The sequence below is a fragment of the Promicromonospora umidemergens genome (assembly GCF_024171995.1).
GTDB classification, from domain to species: domain Bacteria; phylum Actinomycetota; class Actinomycetes; order Actinomycetales; family Cellulomonadaceae; genus Promicromonospora; species Promicromonospora umidemergens.
Map to the genome: position 1 here is coordinate 144327 of NZ_JAMTCT010000016.1, position 25774 is coordinate 170100.

The 25774-nt window shown below is 68.7% G+C and carries 25 protein-coding genes; 18 read left to right on the forward strand and 7 right to left on the reverse strand.

Annotated elements, in window-relative coordinates:
• Positions 1-3: 3 nt before the first annotated feature.
• The 8 genes from APR04_RS21815 (at position 4) to APR04_RS21850 (ending at position 8762) form a co-directional block, all read left to right on the forward strand.
• Positions 4-924: a type II secretion system F family protein gene (locus tag APR04_RS21815; protein ID WP_253874219.1), complete on the forward strand. Its 921-nt coding sequence runs from the start codon at positions 4-6 to the stop codon at positions 922-924.
• An 85-nt stretch (positions 925-1009) separates the two neighbouring features.
• Positions 1010-1309: a hypothetical protein gene (locus APR04_RS21820; protein ID WP_253874221.1), complete on the forward strand. Its 300-nt coding sequence runs from the start codon at positions 1010-1012 to the stop codon at positions 1307-1309.
• Between the two features lie 3 nt (positions 1310-1312).
• Complete coding sequence (locus tag APR04_RS21825; RefSeq protein WP_253874224.1) at positions 1313-1693, forward strand: TadE/TadG family type IV pilus assembly protein; 381 nt, start codon at positions 1313-1315, stop codon at positions 1691-1693.
• A complete protein-coding gene (locus APR04_RS21830) occupies positions 1690-2130 on the forward strand; it encodes a TadE/TadG family type IV pilus assembly protein (RefSeq protein ID WP_301312809.1) in 441 nt (146 codons plus the stop codon). The genes APR04_RS21825 and APR04_RS21830 overlap by 4 nt, the downstream gene beginning before the upstream one ends.
• Before the next feature lie 68 nt (positions 2131-2198).
• Complete coding sequence (locus tag APR04_RS21835; RefSeq protein WP_253874228.1) at positions 2199-2609, forward strand: pilus assembly protein TadG-related protein; 411 nt, start codon at positions 2199-2201, stop codon at positions 2607-2609.
• Positions 2609-7141, forward strand: a complete 4533-nt coding sequence (locus tag APR04_RS21840; protein WP_253874230.1) for a LysM peptidoglycan-binding domain-containing protein — start codon at positions 2609-2611, stop codon at positions 7139-7141. Before APR04_RS21835 ends, APR04_RS21840 begins: the two co-directional genes overlap by 1 nt.
• 164 nt (positions 7142-7305) lie before the next feature.
• Entirely contained in the window at positions 7306-7839 is a 534-nt protein-coding gene (locus APR04_RS21845; protein ID WP_301312835.1) for a DUF6318 family protein, read from the forward strand.
• Positions 7840-7883: 44 nt separating this feature from the next.
• Complete coding sequence (locus APR04_RS21850) at positions 7884-8762, forward strand: PKD domain-containing protein (protein ID WP_253874235.1); 879 nt, start codon at positions 7884-7886, stop codon at positions 8760-8762.
• Between the two features lie 2 nt (positions 8763-8764).
• On the opposite strand, the gene APR04_RS21855 is transcribed toward APR04_RS21850, so the two are convergent.
• Entirely contained in the window at positions 8765-9292 is a 528-nt protein-coding gene (locus APR04_RS21855; protein WP_253874237.1) for a PDDEXK nuclease domain-containing protein, read from the reverse strand.
• Positions 9289-10356: a PDDEXK nuclease domain-containing protein gene (locus tag APR04_RS21860; RefSeq protein ID WP_253874239.1), complete on the reverse strand. Its 1068-nt coding sequence runs from the start codon at positions 10354-10356 to the stop codon at positions 9289-9291. Before APR04_RS21860 ends, APR04_RS21855 begins: the two co-directional genes overlap by 4 nt.
• 239 nt (positions 10357-10595) lie before the next feature.
• Here APR04_RS21860 and APR04_RS21865 point away from each other — a divergent pair, with 239 nt between their 5' ends.
• Entirely contained in the window at positions 10596-11267 is a 672-nt protein-coding gene (locus APR04_RS21865) for a hypothetical protein (RefSeq protein WP_253874241.1), read from the forward strand.
• Positions 11268-11770: 503 nt separating this feature from the next.
• Positions 11771-12250 carry a hypothetical protein gene (locus APR04_RS21870; protein WP_253874243.1) on the forward strand — a complete coding sequence of 160 codons (480 nt, stop codon included), beginning with the start codon at positions 11771-11773 and terminating at the stop codon, positions 12248-12250.
• 351 nt (positions 12251-12601) lie between these two features.
• Here APR04_RS21870 and APR04_RS21875 read toward each other — a convergent pair whose 3' ends face one another.
• Positions 12602-13492, reverse strand: coding sequence for an HNH endonuclease (locus APR04_RS21875; protein WP_253874245.1), 891 nt, complete (start codon positions 13490-13492; stop codon positions 12602-12604).
• A 113-nt stretch (positions 13493-13605) separates the two neighbouring features.
• On the opposite strand from APR04_RS21875, the gene APR04_RS21880 reads away from it, so the two are divergent.
• Both APR04_RS21880 and APR04_RS21885 read left to right on the forward strand, forming a co-directional pair.
• On the forward strand, positions 13606-14001 hold the full coding sequence (locus APR04_RS21880) for a DoxX family protein (RefSeq protein ID WP_253874248.1): 396 nt from the start codon (positions 13606-13608) through the stop codon (positions 13999-14001).
• A gap of 90 nt (positions 14002-14091) precedes the next feature.
• The gene (locus APR04_RS21885) at positions 14092-14427 is read left to right on the forward strand and encodes a hypothetical protein (RefSeq protein WP_253874250.1); all 336 of its coding nucleotides are present in this window, start codon (positions 14092-14094) and stop codon (positions 14425-14427) included.
• A 32-nt stretch (positions 14428-14459) separates the two neighbouring features.
• On the opposite strand, the gene APR04_RS21890 is transcribed toward APR04_RS21885, so the two are convergent.
• Entirely contained in the window at positions 14460-15278 is an 819-nt protein-coding gene (locus tag APR04_RS21890) for a DNA-binding transcriptional response regulator (RefSeq protein ID WP_253874252.1), read from the reverse strand.
• A gap of 84 nt (positions 15279-15362) precedes the next feature.
• Between APR04_RS21890 and APR04_RS21895 the strand changes: the two genes are divergently transcribed.
• Positions 15363-15734: an MmcQ/YjbR family DNA-binding protein gene (locus tag APR04_RS21895; RefSeq protein ID WP_253874254.1), complete on the forward strand. Its 372-nt coding sequence runs from the start codon at positions 15363-15365 to the stop codon at positions 15732-15734.
• On the opposite strand, the gene APR04_RS21900 is transcribed toward APR04_RS21895, so the two are convergent.
• Positions 15731-19051 (reverse strand): DEAD/DEAH box helicase, encoded by a 3321-nt coding sequence (locus APR04_RS21900; RefSeq protein ID WP_253874256.1) that lies wholly within the window; start codon positions 19049-19051, stop codon positions 15731-15733. The two genes, APR04_RS21895 and APR04_RS21900, sit on opposite strands and share 4 nt — an antisense overlap.
• Positions 19052-19147: 96 nt before the next feature.
• On the opposite strand from APR04_RS21900, the gene APR04_RS21905 reads away from it, so the two are divergent.
• Positions 19148-19930: a hypothetical protein gene (locus tag APR04_RS21905; RefSeq protein WP_253874258.1), complete on the forward strand. Its 783-nt coding sequence runs from the start codon at positions 19148-19150 to the stop codon at positions 19928-19930.
• A gap of 85 nt (positions 19931-20015) precedes the next feature.
• Here the strand turns inward: APR04_RS21905 and APR04_RS21910 are convergent, their stop codons facing one another.
• Both APR04_RS21910 and APR04_RS21915 read right to left on the reverse strand, forming a co-directional pair.
• On the reverse strand, positions 20016-20420 hold the full coding sequence (locus tag APR04_RS21910; RefSeq protein WP_253874260.1) for a hypothetical protein: 405 nt from the start codon (positions 20418-20420) through the stop codon (positions 20016-20018).
• 106 nt (positions 20421-20526) lie between these two features.
• On the reverse strand, positions 20527-21828 hold the full coding sequence (locus APR04_RS21915) for an MFS transporter (RefSeq protein ID WP_253874262.1): 1302 nt from the start codon (positions 21826-21828) through the stop codon (positions 20527-20529).
• Positions 21829-21942: 114 nt separating this feature from the next.
• Here APR04_RS21915 and APR04_RS21920 point away from each other — a divergent pair, with 114 nt between their 5' ends.
• The 4 genes from APR04_RS21920 to APR04_RS21935 are packed head-to-tail and all read left to right on the forward strand — an operon-like array spanning position 21943 to position 25453.
• Positions 21943-22230: a hypothetical protein gene (locus tag APR04_RS21920; protein WP_253874264.1), complete on the forward strand. Its 288-nt coding sequence runs from the start codon at positions 21943-21945 to the stop codon at positions 22228-22230.
• A complete protein-coding gene (locus APR04_RS21925; RefSeq protein ID WP_253874266.1) occupies positions 22230-23480 on the forward strand; it encodes a hypothetical protein in 1251 nt (416 codons plus the stop codon). Before APR04_RS21920 ends, APR04_RS21925 begins: the two co-directional genes overlap by 1 nt.
• Positions 23477-24199, forward strand: a complete 723-nt coding sequence (locus tag APR04_RS21930) for a hypothetical protein (protein WP_253874268.1) — start codon at positions 23477-23479, stop codon at positions 24197-24199. The genes APR04_RS21925 and APR04_RS21930 overlap by 4 nt, the downstream gene beginning before the upstream one ends.
• A 27-nt stretch (positions 24200-24226) precedes the next feature.
• Positions 24227-25453 (forward strand): hypothetical protein, encoded by a 1227-nt coding sequence (locus APR04_RS21935; RefSeq protein ID WP_253874270.1) that lies wholly within the window; start codon positions 24227-24229, stop codon positions 25451-25453.
• Positions 25454-25774: the final 321 nt, after the last annotated feature.

A 25774-nucleotide genomic window follows, 5' to 3' on the forward strand; every position in this document is an offset into this window, starting at 1 on the left:
CCCATGTGGCCATGGGCAGTGGGAAGCGGTCTGGTCGCAGGGTTCGGCCTGTTCCTCGTGGTGCGTGAGCTGCTGCCGTCGACGCCGCGGCTCCAGTCCGCGCTGGACCGCCTGAGCGGCGACGACAGGATCGAGCCAATCACGGTGTCCGACGGCGGCGAGCTCACCGCCACCCAGCGGTACACCCAGGTGTTCGGGGCGTGGGCACAGCGCCGGCTGCCCGTATCGGTGCTGGGCCGTGGCGGCCCGACCCACGCGGACCTCGATCTCATCGGCAAGACAGCCACCGACCACTACGGCGAAAAGGCGCTCGGCACCGTCATCGCACTGGTCGCGGTGCCGTTCCTTGGGCTGTGCGTGGGGCTGCTCAACCTGGGGATGCCGGTGTCGGTGCCGCTGGGGGCGTCGCTCGTGATCGCGCTCGGCGCCTGGTTCCTGCCTGACCTCGACGCGCGGGCCAAGGCGAAGCGCGCCCGGCAGGAGTTCGCCCGGGCCGTGTCGACGTACCTCGAGCTGCTCGCGATCGAGCGCATCTCCGGAGCCGGCGCCACGCAGGCCACGTTCGCCGCGGCGCAGGTTGCTGGGTCGTGGCCTTTCCGGCGGATCGCCGCGGCGCTCGAACGCGGCCGGTGGGAGGGGCAGGCGCCCTGGGTGGCGTTGCGGGAGCTCGGCGAAGAGGTGCAGGTGGATGCGCTCGGCGAGGTCGCCTCCATCGTGGAGCTCGCAGGCACGCAGGGTTCGGCGATCCACGACCAGCTGCAGTCCAAGGCGGCTGCGATGCGGGACGCGCAGCTCGACGTCGAACAGCAGCTCGCCCACGATGCGACCGTGCGCATGACCGTTCCGGGGACCATGACAGTCTTCGTGTACTTTTTGATGCTTATTTTCCCGATCGGGGTCACTATGTTTCAGATGGCACCCTGATGCGACCCGCCTCCGGAGGCACCGGGATGTCACACGAGCCGCCTCTTACCCATTTGTTGAAGTCGACAGCACCCCAGGAGTCAACATGAACCAGCACCTGAGCCAGGGCCGCTCGGTGGCGTCGCGCGCCGCCGCACGGGCTTCGTTGCGCGCGGCTGCGGCGCGTGGTCGCGTCGACGCCCTGAACACCCGTTTCGCCGAGCGGTCGGCCGAGCTGCGCCGTCGGCTGGCAGCCGGCCGCGCTGGTGAGCCCGACGAGGCCGGGCTGGAGTCCATCGAGGTGGTCGTGCTGTCCGTCGTGGGCCTCGGCATCGCGATCGCGCTCGGCGCGGCGATCAAGGGCCTCGTCGACCGCTACATGGCACAGCTCGGTGGCGGTGGATAGAGCATGGACGAACGCGGTGCCGCCTCTCTCCAGACCGTACTGACGTACCCGATCGTTCTGATGCTCATCTTCGCGATGGTGCAGGGCATGCTCTACTTCCACGCGCAGAACACGGCCCAGTCCGTGGCCAACGGGGCCGTCCAGGCCACGCGCGTCGAGGGTGGCACGGTCGACTCGGGATATGCGGAAGCGGCAGCGCGCCTCGACCGCGGTGGCGAGGCGTTCGCGACGGTCGACGTGTCGGTGACACGTGGGGAAGAGATGGCTACCGCGACCGTGACGGGGCTGGCGCCCTCGATCGTGCCGGGATTCCGCGGGCTGCGGGTCGAGCAGTCGGCCACCGGGCCGGTGGAGCGGTTCACGTCGGCGGTGGTGGGGCCATGAGGGCCGTTGGTAGCGGTAGCGGGGATGACCGCGGCAACGTGGCCGTCAATACCGCTGTCGTCTTTCCGATGTTGCTGCTCGTCGGGCTGCTGCTCGTGATGGCGGGGCGCATCGTGCTGGCCGAGGGTGTGGTGCAGTCCGCGGCGAACGAGGCCGCGCGGGCGGCGTCGATCAGCCGGACGGCCGCCGTGGCAGGCGCGCAGGCGACGTCGACCGCCACCTCGACTCTCGTGAACTCCGGGGTGCGGTGCGCGTCGACGTCGGTCATGCCGGCGACCGACGCCTTCGCCCTGCCGCTCGGGACGGTCGGGACCATCACCGTGCGGGTGGAGTGTGTGGTGCCGCTGCGCGATCTCGGGCTGCCGGGTGCGCCCGGCTCGCGGACCATCGGTGCTACCGGGACGTCGGTGCTGGACGCCTATCGGGGGCGGTCATGACCAAGGGGGCTGGGCGGATGTGGGTGCGGCGCGGGTGGGCGGCAGGATCGCCATCGAGGGTTCGGGCGGTGCGGGAGCGGGGCGAGGTCAACATCCTCGCGGCGGGCATGGTGCCAGCGCTCATCATCGCGATCGGCCTGGTGGTAGACGGCGGCGGGCGGCTGCACGCGGAGGACGAGGCCGAGTACGCCGCTGACCAGGCTGCGCGGGCTGCCGCGCAACAGATCCGGATCGACCGCGCTCAGCTGGGGCTGTCTCCCGAGGTGGACCCCGCGCGCGCGACCCAGGCTGCCGCCGACACCCTCGGCGCGCTGGGGGTGCGGGGCGGCGTGACCGCCGTCAACGGTGCCACCGTCAACGTGGCTACGCAGGTCACCTACGAGACCACGTTCCTGACGTTGATCGGGATCAGCTCGCTCGATGTCTCGGCCGACGCCGAGGCGCGAGCAGTCCGCGGGATAGGACAGGAGGAACCGTGATGAGCACCTCGACGGTCCAGGGTCGTGCGGTGTCGGGTGAGCCCGATCCGCGGCGTGGCACGGGCGCACGTGTGGCGAGAGGTCTCGGCGCGGCGCTGCTGCTGATCGCGCTCGTCGTCGGGATCCCGGTCGGCCTGTGGCTGCTCGGCGGGCCGCTGTGGACGGGCCCCGTTAGCCTCGACCGGGTCATCTCCGTGCTGACCACGCCCGACGTGACGGGATCGGTGCTGATCGGGCTGGTCAAGATCGTCGGCTGGATCTCCTGGCTGACGTTCGCGGTCGCCGTGCTGATCGAGGTCGTCGCGGCGCTGAGCGGTCGCCGTTCACCGCACGTGCGTGGGCTCGGCGCGCAGCAGCGTGCCGCGTCCGCTCTGGTCGGCGCGGTGATCACGATGCTCGTCGCTGCGCCGGCGGTGGCCCCGGCGATGGCCGCGACGACGCCGCTCGAGACGGGTGCGACCGGGACCGTCGTGTCTGCTCCGGTCCTGCCGGGTGCTGTCACGCCGGGTGCTGTCACGCCTGCCGGTGGCGCAGAGAAGGCGGGGGAGCGTGCCGGGGCGGACGAGGCGCCGTCGGCCACGTACACCGTGCAGCCGGGCGACTCGCTGTGGCGGATCGCCGAGCAGACCCTTGGCGACGGCGCGCGGTTCAAGCAGATCGCCGACCTCAACTACGGCGTGCCGCAGGCCGACGGCGGCGCGCTCGACGCGGGGAACTGGATCGAGCCGGGCTGGGTCCTCGTGCTGCCGGCGGAAGCGTCGGGTACCGCGGTGGAGACCGGGGTGTCGCCGACGTCGACCGGCCAGGCCGACGACGCCGAGGACGACCCGGGCGGCTCGGAGGGGACCGTCGACGTGCGCAAGCGTGGTGCTGCGCCGGAGGCCGCCGAGGTCGTCGTCGAGTCCGGGGACACCCTGTGGGGCATCGCCGAGGAGGAGCTCGGCGACGGCAACAAGTTCCCCGAGGTCTTCGAGGCGTCGCGGGACACCGAGCAGCCGGGCGGGGCACGGCTCACTGATCCCGACGTGATCCTTCCGGGCTGGACCGTGACGGTCCCGGGCGCAGGGGAGTCGGCGCCAGGCGCCAGGGCTGACGGTGCGCGTGCCGATGACGCCGCGCAGCGTCCGCGGGGTGGGGACGAGACTTCTGACAGGCCTTCTGACAAGCCCTCTGACGGGGCGGCCGACGAGACGGATGCTCCGCCGGGATCGACGCAGGAGGGTTCCGGCGAAGAGAAGCCGGACCCCGCGCCGTCCGCCGAGGTGACGCCGGAGGGCGCCGTCGAGGTCGAGCCGGAAGACATCAAGGAGCCGGGCGGCGCGGGGAACGACGTCGTCGAGGAGGACGGGCCGTCCGCCGAGCAGCCTCACGGCGAACAGCCGGCCGGCGAGGCTCCGCCCGCCGAGCAACCGAACCGCGTGGGCCAGAACGCAGGACCCAAGACGCCCCCCGCCGACCGGGACGAAGCAGGACAGGATGCTGGTCAGAGTGGTGCTGGGCAGGACCGCTCCGACCAGCCCGACCCCGCCGACGCCGGGACCGGCAGCGCGGGAATCGGCGGGCCCGAGACCAAGGAGCCCGCCCCCGAGGAGACGGCGGAGGGGATCCTCGTACCCGAGGACCCGCCGGCCCCACGGGACACACCCGCGCCGCAGTACGACGAGGTCACTCCGGAGGACCTCCGGAACCAACCCGACCTCGAGCCGGACGAGTCGACGCCGCAGAGCCCTGCACCAGGTGACGCACGCCCCGGGGACGGCCTGATCGCAGACGAGCTCATGCCGGAGGGCTGGCTCGACGAGCCGACCGCCGACGAGCCGACTCCCGACGAGACATCGTCCGGTAGCGGCACCACCTGGGGCGGCGATCTGACGCCGGACCGGGACGCAGCCGTCGAGAACGGTGCGGAAGGACTGGCCAGGGGCCAAGTGCCGCTGGCACCGGAGTCTGACGCGGCCGGTACCTCGGCCGGCGGCTCGGTGACCGAAGAGGTGCTGCCCGACGAGCTCGCCGGGGACGAACCGGTCGCCGAAGACGGCACTCCTGAGGTCGCCGTCGAGACGTTCGCGCCCACGGAGGCTCCGGCGCCTGTGGACGCGCCTGTGGACGCGCCTGTGGAAGCCGGAGCGCCGGTGGAGGCGCTCGCGCCAGTCGACGTCGCAGGTGTCACTACGGCGGGACCCACCGCCACGGCGTCCGCCGGAGCCGCCGCCACGACAGCCGAGGACGGTGCGTCCATGCTGGACGCGGCGTCCGACGTCGTCTCCGAGGCCGTCGAGGATGTCGACGAAGCGGTGGGGATCCGCACGGCGGCCGGCGTCGGCGGGCTGCTCGCGGCAGGGCTGATCGCGCTGGTCGCCGTGAAGCGGCGGCGGACGCGCAAGGGTCGTGAGCCCGGCCAGACCGTCGTCGTGCCCGGACCGGACACTCCGGCCGGAGCGCTCGAGCGCGACCTGCGCGCCGTCGAGGACCCCTTCGGACGCGAGCAGGTCGACCGTGCGCTGCGCAGCCTCGCCCAGTGGCACCGCGAACGCGGTCTGCCGCTGCCCGGCGTGCGTGTCGCGCGGCTCAAGAGCGGCGAGTTCGTCGAGCTCTACCTCGAGCACGCGGCCAACCTGCCCGAGCCCTGGGCCAGCACCACCGACCGGTTCGTCTGGCAGCTCGCGGCAGGCGACGCCGACGCCGCGGTGCGGGTCGGCGCGGTGACCGGTTCGGTGGCCCAGCCGGTCGGGGCAGGTCGCGAGACCGGTCTCGAGACCGACGGCGAAGCGCCGTACCCCGCCCTCGTCACCGTCGGCCACGACGACGAGGACACGCACCTCATGCTCGACCTGGAGAACCTCGCGTGCCTCGACATCCGCGGCACGGACGCCGCCGCACAGGCGACGCTCGCGGCGCTCGCGGTCGAGCTGGCGACGAGCCTCTGGGCCGACGACCTGCAGGTGACCGTGGTCGGCGCGCTCGGTGAGCTGCCGGGCGTGGTCGACACGGGCCGGGTCCGGCACGTCTCCAGCCTGGCGGGGATCATTCGCGAGCTGGAGGCCCGCGCGGCCGACGTCGACCGCACGCTCGCCCAGGTGGGTGCTACCTCCGTCGCTGATGCGCGCGGTCGCGGGCTGGCGACGGACGCCTGGACGCCCGAGATCCTGCTCGTGGGGGAGCGGCTCGGCCTGGTCGAGCGCGCCAAGCTCGAGGGCCTGGTCGATCGGGTACCCGGCGTGGGGATCGCGGCGGTGACCTCCAGCGCTGAGGTCGGCGAATGGGTGCTCGACCTCACCGGCGAGCTCACCAACGGCGACACGTCCCGCGGCATCCTCATGCCGGCCTATATAGCCGTGCGCCCGCAACAGCTCGACGCGGCCACGTACGCACAAGCCCTGGCGTTGTTGGCCGACCCAGAGACCGCACCTGGCCCCAGCTGGAGCCGCTCGATCGACCACACCGAACCGACGCTGGAGGAGATCCCGATGGACGCTGTCCGCGCCGGTGCCGCGGATTCGGACGTCGTGGTCGGAGAGGGTTCGGGCCCGGCGCCGGCGCCCGGCTACGGGACAGCGACGGCGGGTGGTGCCCCGACGACGTCGGAGGGGCGGCCCGGAAGCTTTTCGCCGTGGACGACCGCCGCGGTGAGCGTGGCGACGCCGCCGCTGGGCACGCCGGTGGTGCCGGGCCCGCGGGTCGAGTCGGGACCGCAGGCCAAGCCCGTCGAGACCAGTCCCGTCGAGCAGGCCAAGACGGTGAAGCCGATCGTGCGCGTGCTCGGAAGTGTGGAGCTCGCCGGTACGACGGGTGTCGAGCTGCCGTCCACCCATCAGCGGCAGGCGACCGAGCTCATCGCGTTCCTGGCGTTCAACCCGGGCTCGCGCGGGTCGGACATCTCGAAGGCCCTGTGGCCGTCCCGCGAGCCGAATCTGGCCACCCGGCGCTCCGCGGTCTCGCGGGCGCGCCGCTGGCTGGGTACGGACCCGGGAGGTTACGAGTACCTGCCGCGCTACTGGTCCGCGGACGACGGCGGCCAGGCCGACCTCGAGTCCGCCGGCTACCGGCTGCGCGGGGTCAGGACCGACTGGCACTCGTTCTGCGACCTGGTCGGATCGGACCTCGCACAGACGCCGACGTCGGACCTGCTGGCCGCGCTGGACCTGGTGCGCGGCCGGCCGTTCGAGGGCGTTCCGCTGCGCAAGTACGTCTGGGCCGAGCAGCTGATGCACACGATCTCGTCGGGCGTGGTGGACGTGTCCCACGAGGTGGCGCGTCGGGCACTGCTCGCCGGTGACGTGGCGATGGCGCGGCACGCGTCGCAGGTGGGGCGGCTCGCCGACCCGGTGGACGAGCGCTCGTGGCGCAACGGGATCCGGGCGGAGATCGCCTCCGGACGGCGGGACGCGGTGGGCCGGCTCGTGGACCGTCTGCGCGACCACCTGGAGCAGCTCGCCATGGAGCCCGAGCCGGACACGGAGGAGCTGCTGGCCCAGGTCGACGAGCAGGACCGACGTCGTGGGGCAGACGCGGGCCGGACGCCGCGGGGCTGATCCCCCGGTTATCCACAGGGCCCACTTTCCGGATCGGGTAGGCCCGGCTAGCGTCATTCTCGGCTGTTGCGGATACGCAACGGCGGGGCGTGAGCGGCAGGGGGACGCGGATGGGTAGCGCGGCGATACGCATGGCGGGAATGGTCGTGGCGGCCGGCTTGGTTATGTCTGCTTGTACCGGTTCTCCGGGTGCAGATCCTTCCCCGCCTGGTGAGCCGCCGTCGGCTGCGCCGGTCGCGAGCCCGTCGCCGTCGCTGCCCGCCAAGCCGGAGCGGCCGGACGCGATGAAGCGTGAGGACGCGGAGGGGGCTGCGGCTGCGGCGGAGTACTTCATCGAGCTCTACCCGTATGTGATGGCTACGGGAGACATCGAGGAGTTCGAGGCGATGTCGCATCGGGCGTGCGACTACTGCACGGGGGCGCTTGAGAATGCGGCCTGGCTCCAGGAGACCCGCGGGACCTTCGAGGGTGGGTTCACCGACGCGGTGCTTGCGAAGACCTATCAGCGAGACGAATTGACCGGAGTCATTCCCCTCGACTTTGTGACATCCCAAGGCGAGATATCGATTCGTGATGAGAAGCGGAACGAGATCGACCACGTCTCCACGACCGAATTCCAGGCTCGGGTTGAGGTGGGACGTCGCGACGGTGCGTGGGTAATTGTTGAGATAGCTCCGGACCCTGGCAGCGACCAATGACCACATCTATGCGGGCAGGATCGGTACGAACGGTTGTCGCGGTCGTGTTGATACAGCTGACACTGGCCGCACCGCCTGCCGCTGCATCAATGGATCCGCCGCACGAGTGGGGTGTGGCCGGGCAAGCACAGGGATCGTCAGTCACGATCGAGGCACAGCTTTTTAGCACTGGGCCATCTGCTCCAGCAGTAGGTTCACGGGCACATGGCGGTTCAAACGCCCCCTCACGACCCGTGCGCCAATGGCGTGTCACTCCCGCGATGTGTCTGCTGAGCGACCTCAACGGCGCTACCGGGTTCGCCGAGTCCTGCGACGAGGGCTACCAGCTCGCCTATGCCGGGATCGAGTGTGAGGAAGACGAGCAGGCGGTCGGGGCCTTGTTCGAGCAGCGCCGGGGTTCGGACGGTTGGTCGGACGCCGACATGGTGGAGGAGGAGTCCTGCCTGGCCGAGCGTCGGCAGCAGATCGACATCCCGGCGGCCGCCGCACGGGCGTTCCGGGAGATGCAGATCGCACCGTCGGAGGTCAACGTGCAGCCGCCCGATGGCTGGACGCTCGTCAATGTCGACACCATCGCCTTCACCGACACCACGCCTCGCACAATAAGCACGAGGTTGTTCGGCATACCCGTACAGATCAGGGCAGTTCCGAGCAGCTACTCATGGGATTTCGGCGATGGATCAGCACCCACGGTTACCACCGACCCTGGAGCGCCCTACCCGGCGCACACGATCGCCCACGCCTACGTGAAGCAGGGCACAGCGACCATCTCGCTCACCACAACGTGGCGCGGCCAGTTCCGGTTGGCCGGCGAGCCGACCTGGCATGACGTGACGGGAGAGGGAACCACGGTGTCGTCGTCGGACAGCCTGGAGATCCTCGAAGCGCGGGCACGGCTGGTCGAAGACCTATACGGCGGCTGACCTCACCGAGGCGCCGGCGGATGGCCTGTCGTGTCGAGGCAGCGGTCGATCAGGGCAGTGAGCTCGAGTGAGAGCGGGAGCTCGGCCTGTTCTGCTCGCGTCACGTCGTCGTAGAGCGTGATGACGACTGGGCCAGGCTGCTGGTCGGCTGAGGCGTCGGTGCAGAGCAGGATGCCGACGGTGGGGGCGTGGACCTCGGGGACGCGGACCAGGTCATCCACAAGGTCGAGGGTGTAGCGGGTGCGGGCGACAAGGGCGGGATCGAACCGGCCGGCCTGGACCTGGATAGCGATGTAGCGCATCTGGGTGACGTGGAAGAGCAAGAGGTCGATGGTGTAATCGCGGTCGTTTTCGGTGAGCCTCAGGTGCCGGTCGACCAGGCACATGTGACGAGTCGGTACGGCGAGCAGGTCCTCGAGGTGATCCACTACGACGCCGGTGAACGAGCGGCGGATCGATTCGACGAGCTCCCCGACGACGTCCTCAAACCCCTCAGGCCGGAAGTCTTCCGTGCGCTGGAAGAAGCTCATGATTCGATCCTCGCGATCTCGTCGGCAATAACGGCTTGAAGTTCTGTTGCGCTGGGGAGCGCGGCGCGGGCGTCGTCGGGCAGGCCGTAGTAGTCAGCGACCGCGACGGGTGACGCGGCGGAGGCGAGGGCGTACCGAACCGCTGGCCCGCTCTTACCCGTACACAGGAGCACGCCGACGGTCGGCCTGTGGATGGATGGGCTCCGGTAGAGATCGTCGACGATGGCCACGTACGTGCCGAGCTGTCCTACGTGGGCCGGCTCGGACTTGCTGACCTTCAGTTCAACGACGACGAAGCGGAGCTGCTCGATCGAGAAGAACAGCAGGTCCACGTAGAACTCATCGGTCTCGCCTGTCACTTCGTCCGATATTGCAAGCCGTACCTGTCGGCCGACGAATGACATGCCGCGGCCGAACTCCAGCAGGGTGTCCTGCAGGCGATCCATGAGTGCCTGCTCGACCTTGTGCTCGTTCTTGCGTTGGACCAGAGCCAGATGCTCGAAAACGTAAGGGTCCTTGACCAGTTTCTGGGCGAGATCAGAGTTAGGCGCATTGAGCGCGGCGGCGAAGTTGGACGGCGCTCCTCCAAGGGCCTGGCGCAGCTTCGTTTTGAGGTGGTGCTCGAGGACGCCCCGAGACCAGCCCTCCGTTACGGCTCGCTCGGCGTACCACGTGCGGTCTTCGACCGTCTTCAGCCGGCTCAGAAGCACGGTTACGTGCCCCCACGGCAGTCTGGCAACAGGCTGTTGCCAGATTGACTCGTCCGGCCATGCCTCAGCCATCGCGCGCATGTACCTGAGGCTCCGTTCGGACCAACCTTTCTGGTGTGGAAACTCTCGCTGCAGGTCTGCGGCAAGACGGCTGAGGATCTTCGTGCCCCATGCCTCCCGGGATCGGCGTTCGATCAGATCGAGACCGATCGACCAGTAAAGGCGCAGCACTTCGGTGTTGGCAGCGTGGGCCGCGCGGAACTGAGTGGCGCGGACGCGAGCCTTGAGTTCCGCGATGTAATCGGCATAGCCGATCGGCTCCGCATCGCTGTCAGAGGTGATGAAATCGCTCATACCTCAAGCCTGTAGAGATATCGCAGCTTCCGCCACCCGAGTTGCGTATACGCAACGAAACCGCCCGATGTACCTGCGGAATCGGGACGTCTCATGACGAGATCCGAGACCTTCGTTGTCCTACGTTGGCGAGATGTTGTGAATTATCACGGAGACACCTTGCTGGGAAGACGGATGTAGCGCACCCTTGCTTACGGCCGTGTTCACAAAGTTCTGCCCGAAGTTGAGGGAGTCGCCGGATGGTCTCGTCCGCCATCACGCCCACGCGCACCATCGCCGTCCTCGTCGGAGTCGCAGTCATCGCGGTAGCCGGGTTTGCGGTCGTGCGTTCGGGAGTGTTCGAACCGGAGACGGTCCAAGGTGCGATACCCGGGCCGGGCTCATCGTCGCCGTCGATTTCACCTCCGGCCTCCGAGAGCCCCACGGCCTTGCCGTCCCTGACAGCGTCTCCCAAGGCGACGACGCCAGCGCAGATCAAGGCGAAGAACGTCGCTGATGCGAAGGCGCGGCTCGTGGAGTACTACGAGACGACGGCGCAGGTGGCAAACAACGCTTACGAGGGCTGGAGCAAGAGGCTCGATCCGTACTGGGGACATCCAGACGTCTGGGTTCCCCTGGCTACGTCATACGCCGATCTAGCCGAGCAGGGGCAATATACGACAGGTGCGGCCACAGTTGAGTCAATGTCAGTTGCCGATTACAAGACTTCGAACGTTGGTAACGAAGAGGTGCACCTCAACGCCTGCGTTGACTTTCGTCAAGTACGAAACTTCGCGGGTGACGGCAAATCGATTCCTCGTACAGAGGGTGCACCGGTCCGATACAAGTTCGACTACGTGATGCGTCACCAAGGGTTGGACAGTATCTGGACTGTTAACGAGCAACGGCCCCATCCGGAGCAGGCATGTTGAGACCTATCATCGCAGGGACATATGGCCGAGGCCTAGTGTCATTCGGGATGGCTCTCGTGACAGCGCTTGCTGTGCTTGTCCCAGCCTCAAATGCAAACGCCGATGAGTGCACTCCTACACCCTTGCCCAACGGAGTTGTAATCCCGTGCGTAGATGACGGTGGCGAGGGTGACGGTGGCGAAGATGGTGACGACGGTGATAGCGGCGGCGGGCCTCAGACGTGTGAGCGTTTTGGCGAGGAGGTCCCCTGCTCGTCTGAGTACGGCGCATGGAATGGGCGCTGCTATGTGCGCAACGCAAGCCCCCAGCCTCCTGCTGGCGACCCGGCGTGGGAAGGTCATGAGTCAGGCGACGGAGTTGTACTTGAGTGCACCCCGCCTGCCTGCGCAGAGGCGGGCGGAGACCTGGAGAACTGCCCGGGCCACTCGTACTACTGGTCAGCCACTCCAGCCGCTCCGGTGGGCCCCTCCGCCGAGGAACTCGCCGAGCGCGCCGTCGCCTCGATGAACCTCGCCACGGGCGCAATCGGTTCCACACCGCCGGCATCGACCAGCGATCCAGATGCGATCGGAACGATAGGCTTGCCGATCTGGCTATGGATCGCGAATCGCGCGGAGAACACGGTCGGCCCGATCACACGCTCGGCGAGTGGTGGGTCGCTGACCGTCAGCGCCACGGGCACGCTCGATCGCGTGGAGTGGGCCCTTACGGATGGAAGCGGCACCACGGTTGGTGCGATCACATGCGACGGAGCGAACGCTCCCGGCACGCCGTATGACGGTCGCAACAGTGCGGAGCCGTCGCCCACCTGTGGATTCGGGGCTGATCTGAACAGAAGCCCGGGCAGCCTGACGCTTACAGGCACTGCACACTGGTCAGTTGACTGGCAGGGCGGCACCCAGGAAGGGCATATCGACTTCACGGCGCCTAGCAACAGTACCCAGGTCCAGATCGGCGAGCTCCAGATGCTCGTTCAGGACTAAAGCTTCTCGATGGCATCGACTACTGCGTAGATGACAGCCCTAGCGTCGAACTTCCTGGGTATGGCGCCTCACTGCCGATAAAGTCATAAAGTGCTTCGCCTGCGATCTGCGCGCGGCGGTGGTGGAGGCAACCTGTCGGTATTACGCGGCTATTGCGTACCAGCACTTCCGTCGCACTATGACGGCGTGGGACGGTCGTAGTCCGCGGCAAGCAGAGCTCGCGAGGGATGCCTGCGCTCGACTGTCCAACCGGCGAAGGGCCATGGGTCTCGACCTGGGTTGCCGTCCTTACCCGGTGTGGCCCTGCTGCTGTGAAATCTATCTACTCCGCGCCCGTGCTCCTCAAGCGGCTCACGCATGAACCCCGAAGCACTCATACCGCCAGGCGAGGAGGTCCGGGCTCGGATGGTCAGCTCGGCGATTCGGAAGCTTGATATGGCGCCCGTGCATCTCCTGCAGACCGTGCTTCAGCATCGGCCCATCCACCTCCTTGAGCAGTTTGTGGGCGATGCGAACCTCGAAGTCGGGTGTCACGCCGAGCATATTTTGGTCGTAGGCGGCGTGGTGGATCTTGCATAGGGCAAGGCCGTTGCTAACGGTCGGGACGCTACGCTCATCCGAGTCCGGAACGATGTGTGCTGCGTCAAGCAAGGAGCCATGCTTCAGCTCACATACGGCGCATCGGATTTCATATGCAACCAGGACACGTGTGCGGAACGCTGGCTGGTGCAACCGCTGCTTCGCCAGGCGGCGCGCATAGTCGCGCTGCGGTTCGGGCATGTGCATAACGTCGGGAACGAAATTGAACGACTCATCGAGGGCGATGATGAAGGTACGTTCATCGGGACGGTCATCAACGACGTACACGGGGGATACTGGCGTGTAGATATTTGGCACCTCTTTTCGGAACAAGATAAGGGGTGCACCGGTCGTCATCGCGTTGCGGAGTTTCCGGTTGTCCCCGGACCATGGATCGCCGTCGCGATAGGCGTAGTGGAGCAGGCCATCTTCCGATTCGGTGTCGTCGTAGGGCCCATTGGTGGCGCTGACGATCGACAGGGTCGACTCAAAGGATGCTGGGTTACGAATTCCGCGGGAGTAGTCGATAATAGGAAGTTTTTGATCGTTAATCCAAAAATCAAGAAGTTCGAGGCGTCGGAGGAACCCACCGTTGGCTTCGGCGCGTTTCTGGACCCACGCGATGATTTGGGTACGCAGGGCATGTTCAACCGCGGATTCCATGAGGACACTTCATCAGACGGACGTGAACTGGGGTACCCTTGCGCGGGGTGAGTTGCGGGATGCGCCGGGCTGGTGACCAGGCAGTTCGTCCCAACTGGCGGCAAGATGGACCCATGGCAACCACCGGAACCATCCTCCGCGGTATCGGCCAAGTAGCCCTCGGCGCCGCCCTCCTCACCGCGGGTATCGGCCACCTCACCAAGGCTCGCAAGGAGTTCCAGGCCCAGGTCCCCAGCTGGTTCTCGGTCGAACCCGACAAGGTGGTCGTCGGTTCCGGCATCGTCGAGATCGGGCTCGGTACCGCTTTGGTCGCCACGTGGAAGCAGCCGGTCCGGCGGCGGCTCGGTGCGCTCGTTGCAGCGTTCTTCGTCGCTGTCTTTCCAGGGAACATCGCACAGCTTGTGGAGCACCGGGACGCGTTCGGCCTGGACACGGACCGCAAGCGCGCGCTTCGACTCCTAGGCCAGCCCGTTCTTGTGGCATGGGCGTGGACTACGACGCGTCGGTAGTCGCGACAAGCGAAGGGCTCGACCGGCGGACACAACATCGACCAGTCGAACCGGCTTGGACAGATGGTCACCGTCCACCATCCTTCTCCCATGCCGTTCCTCCGCTGGCTCCTCCGCACAATTCGCATCCTCGCGGGGATCCTCGCCATCCCGTTCGGAATCATCGCGATCTTCTGCCTGGCCTGCGCGGTGATCGGCGTCGTCATGGTGTTCGCGCGCGACGATCCCTGGTCTACCCCAGGCATCTTCGCCGTAGGCGGCGGTGTCTCGGCGCTCATCACTTGGGGCCTCTTCGCAGCGACGACCCCAGGTACGCGGGACAAGATCAGCGGCCTGCTCGACATCCTGGAGCTGTTCCACGCCATCGGCACGTTTGTCGGCGTGATCTTCCGCGGTGTTGGCGGGCTGTTCCGGGCGTTCGATTGAAGCCTGGCTCGGTCGCCGCCCGCCGGACGCTCTCACACCTGGTCGAGCATCCCCAGCCCGCTCGCGAACTCCACCAGCTCGAACGTCGAGCCGGTCACCAGAGTCGCGCCGGCCGCTCGCGCGTCCTCCGCAAACGGCCCGACGTTCCCGTACAGCACGAATGGCACACCCGGGCTGGTCACGCGGACCTTCGCCAACAGCCTGAGCCCGGCGTCGGGCACGTCGACGTCGGACTCACGACGGCCCATGTCCGAGATGATCAGGCCGTACGCCCCGTCCTCAAGAAGGCGCAACGCCTCGCTCGTCGAGCGTGCGATCTCGACGTGCGCGCCATCGCGTCGCCAGGACTCCGCGAGCATCGCGTTGTTCTCCGGGTGGTCGTCGACCCAGAGGACCGAATGTGGCGTCGGCCGGCTCGAGTACATCGGAGCCTGGGGGGCGGCCCCGCCCCATGGGGCCAACGCAGGCTCCCGCTCACCTTCGCGCTCAGCCTCTTCTGGCACGGCCTCGTCCGGCGTCGCGAAGGGACCGGTCCAGCCGTAGTCGGCCCCACCCGCGGAGTGCTCGTAGGGCGGTAGATCGGCAGGACGCTGGCGGAGGCTCGCGCCGCCGGCGACCTCGACATCCACCAGGCGAGCCTTCAACGAAGCCACCTCGCGCTGCAGGTCGGTGATCATGTCCGACTGCTGGTCCGTCGCCTGCTTGAAGTTGAGCCGCTGGCCGCCGATCTCGAGCGTCACGTCGTCAGAGTTTCTCAGCTTCGACAGGAGCTGGCGCCCGAACACCAGCAGCACGACGATGACGAGCAGGGGCCACAACAGGGCGGCAATAGCACTGATCAGGTCGGCCACGAGGTAAAGGTACCGGTCAGAGGATGATGGGATGGAGCAACACCAGGCAACACCAGGCAAGGCCGGACAACAGGGGTGCCACCAGTGACCGAGCCGCTCGACCGCATCCGCGAGCTCTGCCTCGCGCTACCCGAGGTGACCGAGAAGCTGAGCCACGGCTCGCCCACGTGGTTCGTGAAGAAGACCTTCGTGAACTTCGCCGATCACACGCACGGCGGCCCCCTCGCGATCTGGTGCGCGGCCGCACCCGGCGCCCAGGAAGAAGCGATCGAGAAGGAGCCGGACCGCTTCTACCGCCCACCGTACGTCGGGGTGCGCGGTTGGTTGGGCGTGCGGCTCGACGTCGACGTCGACTGGGACGAGATCGCCGCCATCATCGAGGACGCGTATCGGCAGGTTGCGCCGAAGCGGCTGCTGGCCGAGCTTGACGAGCAGCAGACCTCGACCAACGACTAACCCTCCAGCAAACCCCGGATCTCCTCCGCCCCCAGCGAGCCCGCGAATGCCCCCGCGTCATCGCTCAGCACAGCGTCGAACAACCGCGCCTTGCGCTCCTTGAGAGCCATCACCTTGTCCTCGATGGTGTTCTCCGAGACCATCCGGAACACGTTCACGTTCCGCGTCTGCCCGATCCGGTGCGTCCGGTCGATCGCCTGGGCCTCCGTCGCCGGGTTCCACCACGGGTCGAGCAGATAGACGTAGGCGGCCTCGGTCAGGTTGAGCCCGAACCCGCCGGCCTTCAGGCTGATCAGGAACACCGGAGCGGTCCCGTCCTTGAACCGCGCGATGACCTCGGCTCGTCGACGCGTGGACCCATCGAGGTACTCATAGGGAATCCCCAGCTCGCGGCAAACTTCCGCAGCCTTCGCCAGGAACGACGTGAACTGAGAGAACACCAGCGCGCGATGCCCCTCCGCGGCGACCTCGGCGAGCTGCTCGGAGAGCAGGCTCAGCTTCGCCGACGGCACCCCGTCGTACGACGGGTCCACCAGGGAGGCGTCCAGCGCCATGCGGCGCAGGGTGGTCAGCGCGCGGAAGACCGCCACCCGGTTCTCGTCGAAGCTTTCGAGCAGGCCAAGCAGCCGCGACCGTTCCCGCTGGAGATGTGTGTCGTAGATCCGGCGGTGCTTCGCGTCCAGGGTCACGCGAAGCACCTGCTCCTGCCGCTCGGGCAGCTCGGGCGCCACCTGTTCCTTCGTGCGGCGCAGCAGCAACGGCCGGATCCGACGGCGGAGCCGGGCCAGCAGCGGTGTCGAGTCGCCCTCGCCCGAGACCGGCTTGACGTAGTCCTCGCGGAACTTGGTCGGGGACCCGTACAGCCCCGGGGCCACGATCGCGAGCATCGCCCACAGCTCCATGAGGTTGTTCTCCATGGGTGTGCCCGTGATCGCCAGCTTGAACGGCGCCTTCAGGCGGCGGGCCGACTCGTTGGCGCGCGTCTGGTGGTTCTTCGCGAACTGCGCCTCGTCCAGGATCAGGCCGCTCCACCCGACGTCGGCGAACGCGTCGAAGTCGAGCCGGAAGATCGCGTACGAGGTCACGACGATGTCCGCCTCTGCCGCCACTGCCGTGACGGTGGTCCGCGCCTTCGCCGCAGTCGTCGGCAGCACGGTGACCTTGAGATCCGGCGTGAACCTGGCCGCCTCAGCGGCCCAGTTGCTCACCACGGACGCAGGCGCGACCACGAGGAACGGTGCTCCGCCGGCCTCACCCCGCGACGCGTCCTCATTTCGCTGCGCAGCTTCGCGGAGAGGATCGGACATCTCCTGCTTGGCCTGCGCGACGAAGGCAAGGGTCTGGACCGTCTTGCCGAGTCCCATGTCGTCGGCCAGGATGCCGCCCAGCCCGTGCCGCCACAGGAAGGTGAGCCACTCGAAGCCGTGCTGCTGGTACGGCCGTAGCTCGGCCTTCAGCCCCACCGGCGGCGCCACCGCCTCCGGCCCGTCGACGCCGTCAGCGGTCAGCGCGACCAGGTCGCTCACCGATCGCCGCCACCTGTCGGACTGCTCGACGACGTCGGCGACCTGCTCCAGCTCCGCCCACAGACCGGCGTTGAACCGGCTGATCCGCAGCTTGCCCGGCTGGTCCGACAATCGCTGGGCCTCGTCGATCAGGGCGCGCAGCTGCGCGAACACTGGCAGATCGGTGCGGAGCCAGGTGCCGTCGGTCAGCATGAACCGCTTCTTGCCCCGGGCGAGGGCGTCGAACAGCGGCCCGAACGGGATCTCGCGCCCGTTGACCGTGACCATGACGCCCAGGTCGAACCAGTCCAGGTCGGTGCTGTCGTCCGCGCGCAGGCTGACCACGGGCGTGGCTTCGAGGCCGGTGTAGTCGGGCAGCTCGGTGTGCTCCACCCGGACGTCCGGCAGCTCGTGCAGCAGCGGGACCACGAGGGTGGCGAAATCCATCGCGCGCAGGTCTCGGAACACCTCGGACACCACCTGGAAGTGGTCGAATCCCGGCATCTCGCGCACCGCGGCGACGGCGCGGCCCAAGGTTGCGGCCTCCGCCGCGAGGTCGCGCAGGTCAGAACCCGGCTCCAGGTCCGTGGTCAGCGGATACACCTTGTCCGACGGCGGATACGCCCACCGCCACGCAACGCTGATCTCCTGCGGCGTGACCACGTCCACCGACGCCACCAGTTCGGGATGCGGCAGCTCGGGGAGGTCGACGTCATCCTCGGCGCGTACACGCACGCTGCGGCGCAGCTGAGGAAGGTAGTCGTGCAGGAACTCGTCCACGCCGTCCGCCGGAACGGCAAGGTCGGACACCTGCAGGGCCGCATGCTCCTGGTCGGTGAGCGGCGCCGTTGTCGGGGCCAGGGTGATGGTGCGGTGCTTTGCCGTCTCCTCGACAGCGAAGAGGCCGTGGTTGCCCAGCGCTCCCACAGTCGGCGTGTTGGTGACCGCCCCGTCGAAGGCGACGGTCCGCACGAGCCGCGCGCCGCCGTCGGGCAGGGAGAGGTTCAGCGCCACCGCCGCCTCCCCGGCCAGTCTGACCGACTCCTTCTTGGACTTGCCGACGAGGCTGATGCCGAGATCCGTGCCGTCGTCGAGATGACGCCAGAACGGGCGCGAGAGCACCTCGTCCAGACCGATCCAGTCGCCGGAGCTGACATACCCATAGCCGAAGGGGCTCGGTCTGCGTAGGGCGTCGAGGGTGCTGAACCACTCCCGGACCTCCGGGTCGATGCCCCGCACGAACCCGTTGCGCAGGTAGTTCCACGACACCTCGATGCCGCCCACCCAGTTGCCCCGCTCGTTGCGCCGCACGGGCCGTACTGACAGCGACAGGTTGCGCTTGGCGGCCGTGCCGTCGACTCGGAACTGCAGGGCAAGCTCAGTCGTGGCCGCGGCGCCAGAGGCCCTGGCCTCGACGGTCACGATCTGCTGCACTGCCGCCTTCCACGCGGGGACCTGCGGCGCGCGCTTCAGCGCAGAGGCCGTGGTGACCATGGCGGCGAGACCCTGCGTCCCCGCCTCGATCAGCGTGGCGGCGATGTGCTTGCACTCGTACCCGACCGGGCAGCTGCACTCGGTGCTGCCGATGATGTACTGCCCCACCGCACCGATCGTGAAGTCCATGCTGCACGTGTACGTGCTGCGGCCGCTGCCCTTGACCAGGCCGACGAGCTCCAGCTCGTCGGGTAGCCAGTCCCAGGACAGGACCCGGCGCTCCTGTTGGTAGTTGCGGCCGCGCAGGTAGGCGCCGCTGCCGACGAGCGACTTGATGGCAGCCGCGTTGATCCGAGGGGTCGGGGGCGAGGGAGGCACGACCCCTATCGTTCCACGCCCGGACGCCCGGTCCGAAAAGTTATCCACAGCGCGCCTCGACCCCACGGTTCTGGTGGCCTCTGGGAGAGTATCGGCATGCACACCCTGCCCGACGCCGGTCGTCGGCCCGCCACGCTCAGCGTCCTCGTTCTCGCGATCGCCATGTGGATGTCCGTTCCGCTGCGCTTGCTGATCCCCGGGACCGAGCTAGACCTCGGCTTCACCGTGGACAACGCGATCTTCGTGATCGAGAACGCGGCGATGGCCGGCACCGTCCTGCTCGCGGTCGGATCCGCGGCAGTCCGGGGCAGACGCGTCCTCACCGGTGCGGTGGTCGTGGTCGGCCTGCACCTGCTGTTCCAGCTCGGCACGGCGGGGGTGCAGCTGACGAAGGGCGCCTCGCCCGAGCAGATCCTCGGTTCCCTTGCCGGGATCCTCGTGCTGCTGGTGGCCCTGGCGGGTGTGCTGCTCGCCCGGCTCCTGCGGAACCCGACGACGGCGCGCCGTGCCGGCCTGGTGGTAGCCCTGGCCGGAGCGATTATCCACACCCTGTGGACAAACGTGCTGCTGCAGCTGGTCGCGATCCTGCCCTACGGTGGGCCGCCGCCCGGATTGATCTGGGCGCTGCTGCTGACCATGGTGCTGAGCCTGCTCGTCGTCGCGGCGGCGGCCCTGTGCGGTTGGGCCGCGCTCGGCGCGCGGCGGATCGGCGCGTTGCTCGCCGCCGTGGTCGGAATACTCGGGATCGTGGCGGGCAGCGAGGCGCTGGCTGCCGTCGGCGGGGCGTACGGGGCGGTCCAGATCGTGCAGGGGCTGATCACGCTGGCGGCCGTGCCGTACGCCGTGGTCGCCGGTCGCCGGCTGGCGGCAGCCCGATAGGCCGGCCCACGCCAGGCCGGTCCACGCAGGCCGGCCCACGCCAGTCCGGCCCACGCCGGGCCGGCAGCTGACCCAGCAGTCCTACCTACCTCGCGGAGCTGACCCGGATCTCCTCGAGCGCGACGACCTCGAGAATCTGCTTCACGATGATCGGGCCGACCGACTCCCACGACAGCATCTCGGCGATCACCATGTAGGACAGGTCGTCCCCGGTGAAGCAGCCGCCGCGGTGCAGAGCGTTGAGGAGCCGGTGCTTGGGCCAGCCGAGCTCGTCGAGGCGCTCGACCCGCCGCACTGCGGGAAAGAGCCGACCGACGGGCAACGACTTGAGCCGGGTCACCGCGGCCTCGGCGAGGCGGGCGGTGCCGGTGTCGGTCTTGCTGTCGACCTGACCGACGTACCAGGCGTCGTCTTCGGCCATGACCTCGCGGAACCAGGGGAACACCTCACCCCAGGTGGGCGTCGGGGTGACGGCGGGTGCGTCGGACATGAACGGATGCCTCCAGTCCCTGTGTAGGTAAGTACGTCAATCCTTGCACCGTTCGGCAGGCAAAACAGTCACGATCGGCGCTGGAGACCGGACCTCATCCATAAATTCACCCGTCCAGCGGTTGCCGAGCGAGCGAGGTCGTGCGAGTGCCGCGCAGGCCGAACAGGATCGCCGCCGCGAGGTACCCCATGGACAGGGCGACGAAGAGTCCAGGGGACCATCCGGCGTCGGGCACGAGGAAGGCCGCGAGGGCGGCGGCGCCCACGAACGCCGCGTTGTAGAGGACGTCGTAGAAGGCGAACGCGCGGCCGCGGTAGGCGTCCTCGGAGTCGCGCTGCACGATCGTGTCGACGGCGATCTTCGCGCCCTGCGCGGCGAGGCCGAGCAGGGCGGCGGCAGCGACCACGGCGACAGGGCCGGGCTCGGGCACGAGGATCAGCTGCGACAACCCGGCCACCAGCAGCATCACGGCGATCCAGGACTGCGGTGCCATCCGCCGTGCCAGCACGGCGGTGAGCAGGATAGCCAGCCCGCCGCCCACGCCGGTCGCGCCGATCACCGTGGCGAAGGTGGCGAGGCCGGCCGTGCGGTCGCCCGGTTCGACCAGGAGGTTGCGCGACATCAGGATCGACGCGATGAACACCACCCCGTACAGGAAGCGGTGCAGCGCCATCACCAGCAGCGCCTGGCCGGGGGTGCGGCGCGCGGCCAGGTAGCTGGCGCCGTCGGCCAGGCCGCGGGCTACCGCCGCCATCTCGTTCCGCACCGAGCCGACGGCGGGCCGCACCGGGCCCAGCAGCGTGCGGGACATCCGCAGCCCGAGCAGCGAGGCGCAGCCCATGACGACGCAGGCGCAGGTCAGGGCCGTCGCGTCCTGGATGCGGCCGGCCGGCATCGCGAAGCCGAGCACGAAGCTCAGGCCACCACCGAGGAACGCCGCGCCCGCACCGAGCGTCGGCGTGAGCGCGTTGGCCGTGAGCAGCAGGTCGCCCTGGACCACGCGCGGCAGGCCCGCCGAGAGGCCCGCGAGGAGGAATCGGTTGACGCTCAGGGCGGCGAGCCCCAGCACGTAGATCGCGGGAGTGACGCCCTGCGTGAGCATGAGCACCGCCATCGTGCCGGTGATCAGCACGCGCACCGCATTGCCGAACACCAGCACCTGGCGTCGCTGCCACCGGTCCAGGAAGACGCCCGCGAACGGGCCGACGATCGTGAACGGCGCGAGCATGATGGCGAACGCGCCGGCGATCGCCGCGGCTGATCCCTGTGACTCCGGGCTGAAGAACAACAGGTTGGCGAGACCGACCTGGAACATGCCGTCGCCGGCCTGGGAGACCAGGCGGACCGCGAACAGCTTGCGGAACCCAGGCAGGCGCAGCAGCGCACGTAGCTCGGCAAGGACCGTCACTCGCCCACAGTAGTGGGGCCGCCGGTCATGGGTACTGCTACCCGTTGTCCGGCAGGCGAGGGGGTGGGAGGGTTCTGCACGGTACGGGCGGCACTGACGAACGGGTGGATGCGCATGGGCGATCTCGTCATGGACGACGAGTTCCTTGCTCAGGTCGAGAACGATCTGGGCGAGGTCAAGAACCGGCTCTACGAGCCGCTCGACGATCTGAGGGCCGCTGACACGAGCGCCGTCGGCGAACCCGAGCTCGTCGAGAAGGTGGACCACTTCAAGAACAAGTGGGACCACAGCATCGACAAGATGTGCGAGGGCGCCGAGAACGCGAAGAAGCAGCTCGAGATCATCCGGACCGAGTTCGCGAAGATCGACGCGAGCCTCGCCGCCGCGCTCGGGGGCAAGTGATGGCTCACTACGAGCACATCGGGTACGACCCGACGCCGGGTGAGCACGAGGTGGTCGGCGGGATGTCCGACGACCTGACGGCCGGGCACGAGACCATCCGGCGGATCCACTTCCTGCTCAGCAACATCAACGAGGGCGAGTGGGCCGGCTCGGTCGCGATGGCCTTCCGTTCCACGATGAGCGACGACTTCGCGCCCAAGGTGAGCGAGGTCGAGAAGGCCTTCGAGCAAGCGGCGACCGCCCTCGCGACCTGGGCGGGCAAGCTGAGCCACTTCCGTACCGACGCCGACGGCCTGAACCACCGGCTGGGCGTGGCCAAGGCCGAGCTGGAGGCCGCGCGGTCGAGCTACTACGGCGCCGAGGACCCGACACGTCCCGGGGACGATGCCACGGAGGCCGAGCAGGACGAGTACCAGGCCGATCAGCGCAGCCGTCAGCAGACCGCCGAGAACATGTCGTCCGCGCAGGGCGTCGTCGACGGCATCTGGTCCGAGATCGAGGTGCTCGTCGGTAGCTACGCCACCGCCGCGCAGGCTCTGCTCAGCGCGTTCGAGACGGCCGCTGCCCTGGCTCCCGACGACCCGTCCTGGTGGGACAAGGCCGTGGACTGGGCCGGTGACCAGGTCGACGCGATCAAGGACGGGTTCGCCGCGATCGGCGACATCATCCTCGAGTGGGCGGCCGAGCACGCGGGGCTGCTGAACTCGCTCTCCAACATCCTGTCCATCGGAAGCATGATCGCGGGCTTCGCCTCGCTGATCCCCGGTCCGTGGTCGCCCTTCCTGGCTGGCCTCAGCGTCGGCCTGGGTGCGGCGAGCACCCTGGCGGGCTTCCTCTCGGCGGCGGGTCAGGGCGGCAGCTGGTCGGCGGGACTGACCCCGGGCGTCATCGTCGGGGCCATCGGTACCGCGCTGGGTGCGGGAGCGGTCTTCGCCACGTTCCGCGGCGTGGCCTCCGCCGCGACAGCAGCCGGTCGCGTCGCACCGACGTTCGGGCAGTTCATGAACCCGATGTCGCGGGTGGGGACGTCCGCGGTCGCCGCCTTCCCCGGCTTCTTCAGCATGGCGGCAAGGGGCGGGACGATCGCGACGACGGCCGAGCTAGGCTGGCGCGCGCTGGACGTCACCATCGACCAAGCCACCTGGATCGTGACCAACCCGCTGGGTGTCATGAACATGGGGTGGAGCGTCGAGCGGGACGGCGACGGCGCGCTGCTTGCCAACACTCTCGAGAACCAGGAGGCCCGGTGACGGTCCTGACCTCGGCGGAGGCCGACAACCCGACGCGCTGGACGCTGAGCACCCGCGTCCCCGATGACTGGGTCGACCTGTCCGGGTCCGTCTCGGTCGAGGAGTCGCTCGGTGTCATCCGGGCCGCCTTCGACGACGTGGGCGTCGAGGTAGCGGCCCAGGACATCGAGCTGCTGCGCGGCGGCATCGAGGCGTGGCACGACATCTCGCGCCGGCAGAACCTCGTCATCCACGGGTTCGTGTACCAGGGGGCCGAGTACCAGGGCCCCACAGCGACGGGCACGGAGGTCTTCTGGGACGTCATCGGGACCGTGACCGAGATCAAGCAGTTCGACGGGCCGCTCTCGACCCAAGAGGTCCTGCGGCACGTTCTCCCCGCCAAGATGGGGTTCGAGCCGAACGATGCGTACACCGAGCTCTTCGAGACCGGTATCGGCCCCGCTATCGGCATGACCACCGAGTACGAGATGCCGATCGAGGTTCCTGGAGCAGCGGAGGACACCGAGCCGACGACGCGCACGGTGGGGCTCGCGACGGTCGTGGCGGTTCCACCGAACGGCGGACCGAGCCTCGTGCTCGCCGGGTGGTCGCTCGATCCCGCTCAGCGCAACACGCTCGGCATGCTGCTGGCCAGGATCGCGGGTCCCGCGACGATCACCCCCCTGCCTGCCGCCGGTCGGCCGACGAACGGGGCGAGCGCCCCGTCGTCGGAGGCTTGATCGATGGCGAGGAGAACGCGACGGCCGTTGCCCCCGTTTCCCGACGAGGTCCCGCTCCCTGCGACGTTCGGTGACTGGCACGACCTGGCGGCGGTGAACCTGGGACGGGCCGAGAAGAAGGACTCCAGCGCATGGCGGCTCGTGGCCGGGCTGGGGATGCTGCTGCTGACGTCCGTCGGCCTGAGCATGGCGGCGCCACCGGTCTCCCTGCTGCTCGGGGACGGTGGCACGGGGGAAGAAGCAGACATCGCGGCGCTCGTCGTCGGCGCAGTGCTGGTGCTGGGCACCCTGGCCTGGTGGTTCTGGTACCGGCGCGACTGGGCGCGGGCGCGCAGGCTCCGCCACGCCTGGTCGCGAGCCGTCCGCCGACCCGACGTCCTGGCACTGCCCGACCGAGGCACGTCGTCGGAGTGGGGCACCGACCCCGAGAACCAGAGCGTCTACCGCACCCGTGAGCGCTCCGAGCTCGTCAACACCTTCGGATTCCGTTCCCACGGTGGCGTCGACGGGTTCCTCGACTTCCTCCGGGCGTGCTTCTATCCCGTGGTCCTCGCCGTGGGGGTGCTCCTGGTCGTGATCGCCCTCGACCAGGACGACCTCGCGGGCACCGCCGTGCTCGTCCCCGCCGCGGTGCCCCTGTTCCTGACCGGGCTGTTCGCTACCGCCCGGGCCTGGTGGCGGTTCGGCGACGGAATGGCTCTGGTCGCGCTCGAGAACGACGACGTGCGCCGCTGGACCGGCTGGCGGGTGCTGCGCGGGCAGGACGAGCCACGTGCTGGGACCGGTGCGGGCTGGCGCCGACACGTGCTCCGCATGCTGCCGGTGGCCTTCGCGGGCATCCTCGTGCTCGCGGTCCGGGCCCGGTCCGGTATCACCACCACCGAGGTGGTGGCCGGTGTGGGGATCATCGCGGTCCCTGCGGTCCTGATCTATGGCTCCTTCCTGGTCAGGGATTGGGCCGCCCGATCAGGCGGCCCTGGTCTCGCGGTTCACGTGCTGCCCGACGACGTACCTCCTGCTGGACCGACCTCCGTTGCACCAGGCAAGACCCGGCTCGAGCTGCACGACGGCGGCAGCGTGCGCATCGGCGGCATCGAGGCGACGGCGCTCGCGGTGATCAGCGGAGAGCCGCGCGCACTCGCGTCACGCAGGCACTGGCTCGTGCTCGACGACGACTCCCAGGTGCCGTTCTCCTGCGCGGCGGTCGGTGAGCTCCGCCGCCAGGCGGCGGAGGCAGGGCTCCGCGTGCTGTGACTCTGGGCGCCGGAGCGGCGCATGGGGAGTTGAACCCATGTCCAGGCCGACCTGTCGTCGATATATTCACTGGTCAGGGCTTCATCTGGTGAATCGACGAGTCGGTGTGGAGGCAGTTCGGTGAGACCTTCTGATTGGTCCCCTGTGGGGTTGGACTCCGACCCGACGCCGGGCGATCCGGTGCTGGTGCTCTCTGGTGGGCAGGAGTATCAGGAGGTTGCCCGCTCGATCGACAACGCGGCGTCGTCGATGTCCCGGTTGGATGTCGAGGGGACGATCTCGCAGGCCGTGGACTCGTTGATGAGTGCCAAGGAAGACACC

Coding starts and splice junctions, on each gene's coding strand:
- APR04_RS21815 (WP_253874219.1), top strand. CDS start 4: ATGTGGCCATGGGCAGTGGGAAGCGGTCTGGTCGCAGGGTTCGGCCTG.
- APR04_RS21820 (WP_253874221.1), top strand. CDS start 1,010: ATGAACCAGCACCTGAGCCAGGGCCGCTCGGTGGCGTCGCGCGCCGCC.
- APR04_RS21825 (WP_253874224.1), top strand. CDS start 1,313: ATGGACGAACGCGGTGCCGCCTCTCTCCAGACCGTACTGACGTACCCG.
- APR04_RS21830 (WP_301312809.1), top strand. CDS start 1,690: ATGAGGGCCGTTGGTAGCGGTAGCGGGGATGACCGCGGCAACGTGGCC.
- APR04_RS21840 (WP_253874230.1), top strand. CDS start 2,609: ATGAGCACCTCGACGGTCCAGGGTCGTGCGGTGTCGGGTGAGCCCGAT.
- APR04_RS21845 (WP_301312835.1), top strand. CDS start 7,306: ATGTCTGCTTGTACCGGTTCTCCGGGTGCAGATCCTTCCCCGCCTGGT.
- APR04_RS21855 (WP_253874237.1), bottom strand. CDS start 9,292: ATGAGCTTCTTCCAGCGCACGGAAGACTTCCGGCCTGAGGGGTTTGAG.
- APR04_RS21860 (WP_253874239.1), bottom strand. CDS start 10,356: ATGAGCGATTTCATCACCTCTGACAGCGATGCGGAGCCGATCGGCTAT.
- APR04_RS21865 (WP_253874241.1), top strand. CDS start 10,596: ATGGTCTCGTCCGCCATCACGCCCACGCGCACCATCGCCGTCCTCGTC.
- APR04_RS21870 (WP_253874243.1), top strand. CDS start 11,771: ATGAACCTCGCCACGGGCGCAATCGGTTCCACACCGCCGGCATCGACC.
- APR04_RS21875 (WP_253874245.1), bottom strand. CDS start 13,492: ATGGAATCCGCGGTTGAACATGCCCTGCGTACCCAAATCATCGCGTGG.
- APR04_RS21880 (WP_253874248.1), top strand. CDS start 13,606: ATGGCAACCACCGGAACCATCCTCCGCGGTATCGGCCAAGTAGCCCTC.
- APR04_RS21885 (WP_253874250.1), top strand. CDS start 14,092: ATGCCGTTCCTCCGCTGGCTCCTCCGCACAATTCGCATCCTCGCGGGG.
- APR04_RS21905 (WP_253874258.1), top strand. CDS start 19,148: ATGCACACCCTGCCCGACGCCGGTCGTCGGCCCGCCACGCTCAGCGTC.
- APR04_RS21910 (WP_253874260.1), bottom strand. CDS start 20,420: ATGTCCGACGCACCCGCCGTCACCCCGACGCCCACCTGGGGTGAGGTG.
- APR04_RS21920 (WP_253874264.1), top strand. CDS start 21,943: ATGGGCGATCTCGTCATGGACGACGAGTTCCTTGCTCAGGTCGAGAAC.
- APR04_RS21925 (WP_253874266.1), top strand. CDS start 22,230: ATGGCTCACTACGAGCACATCGGGTACGACCCGACGCCGGGTGAGCAC.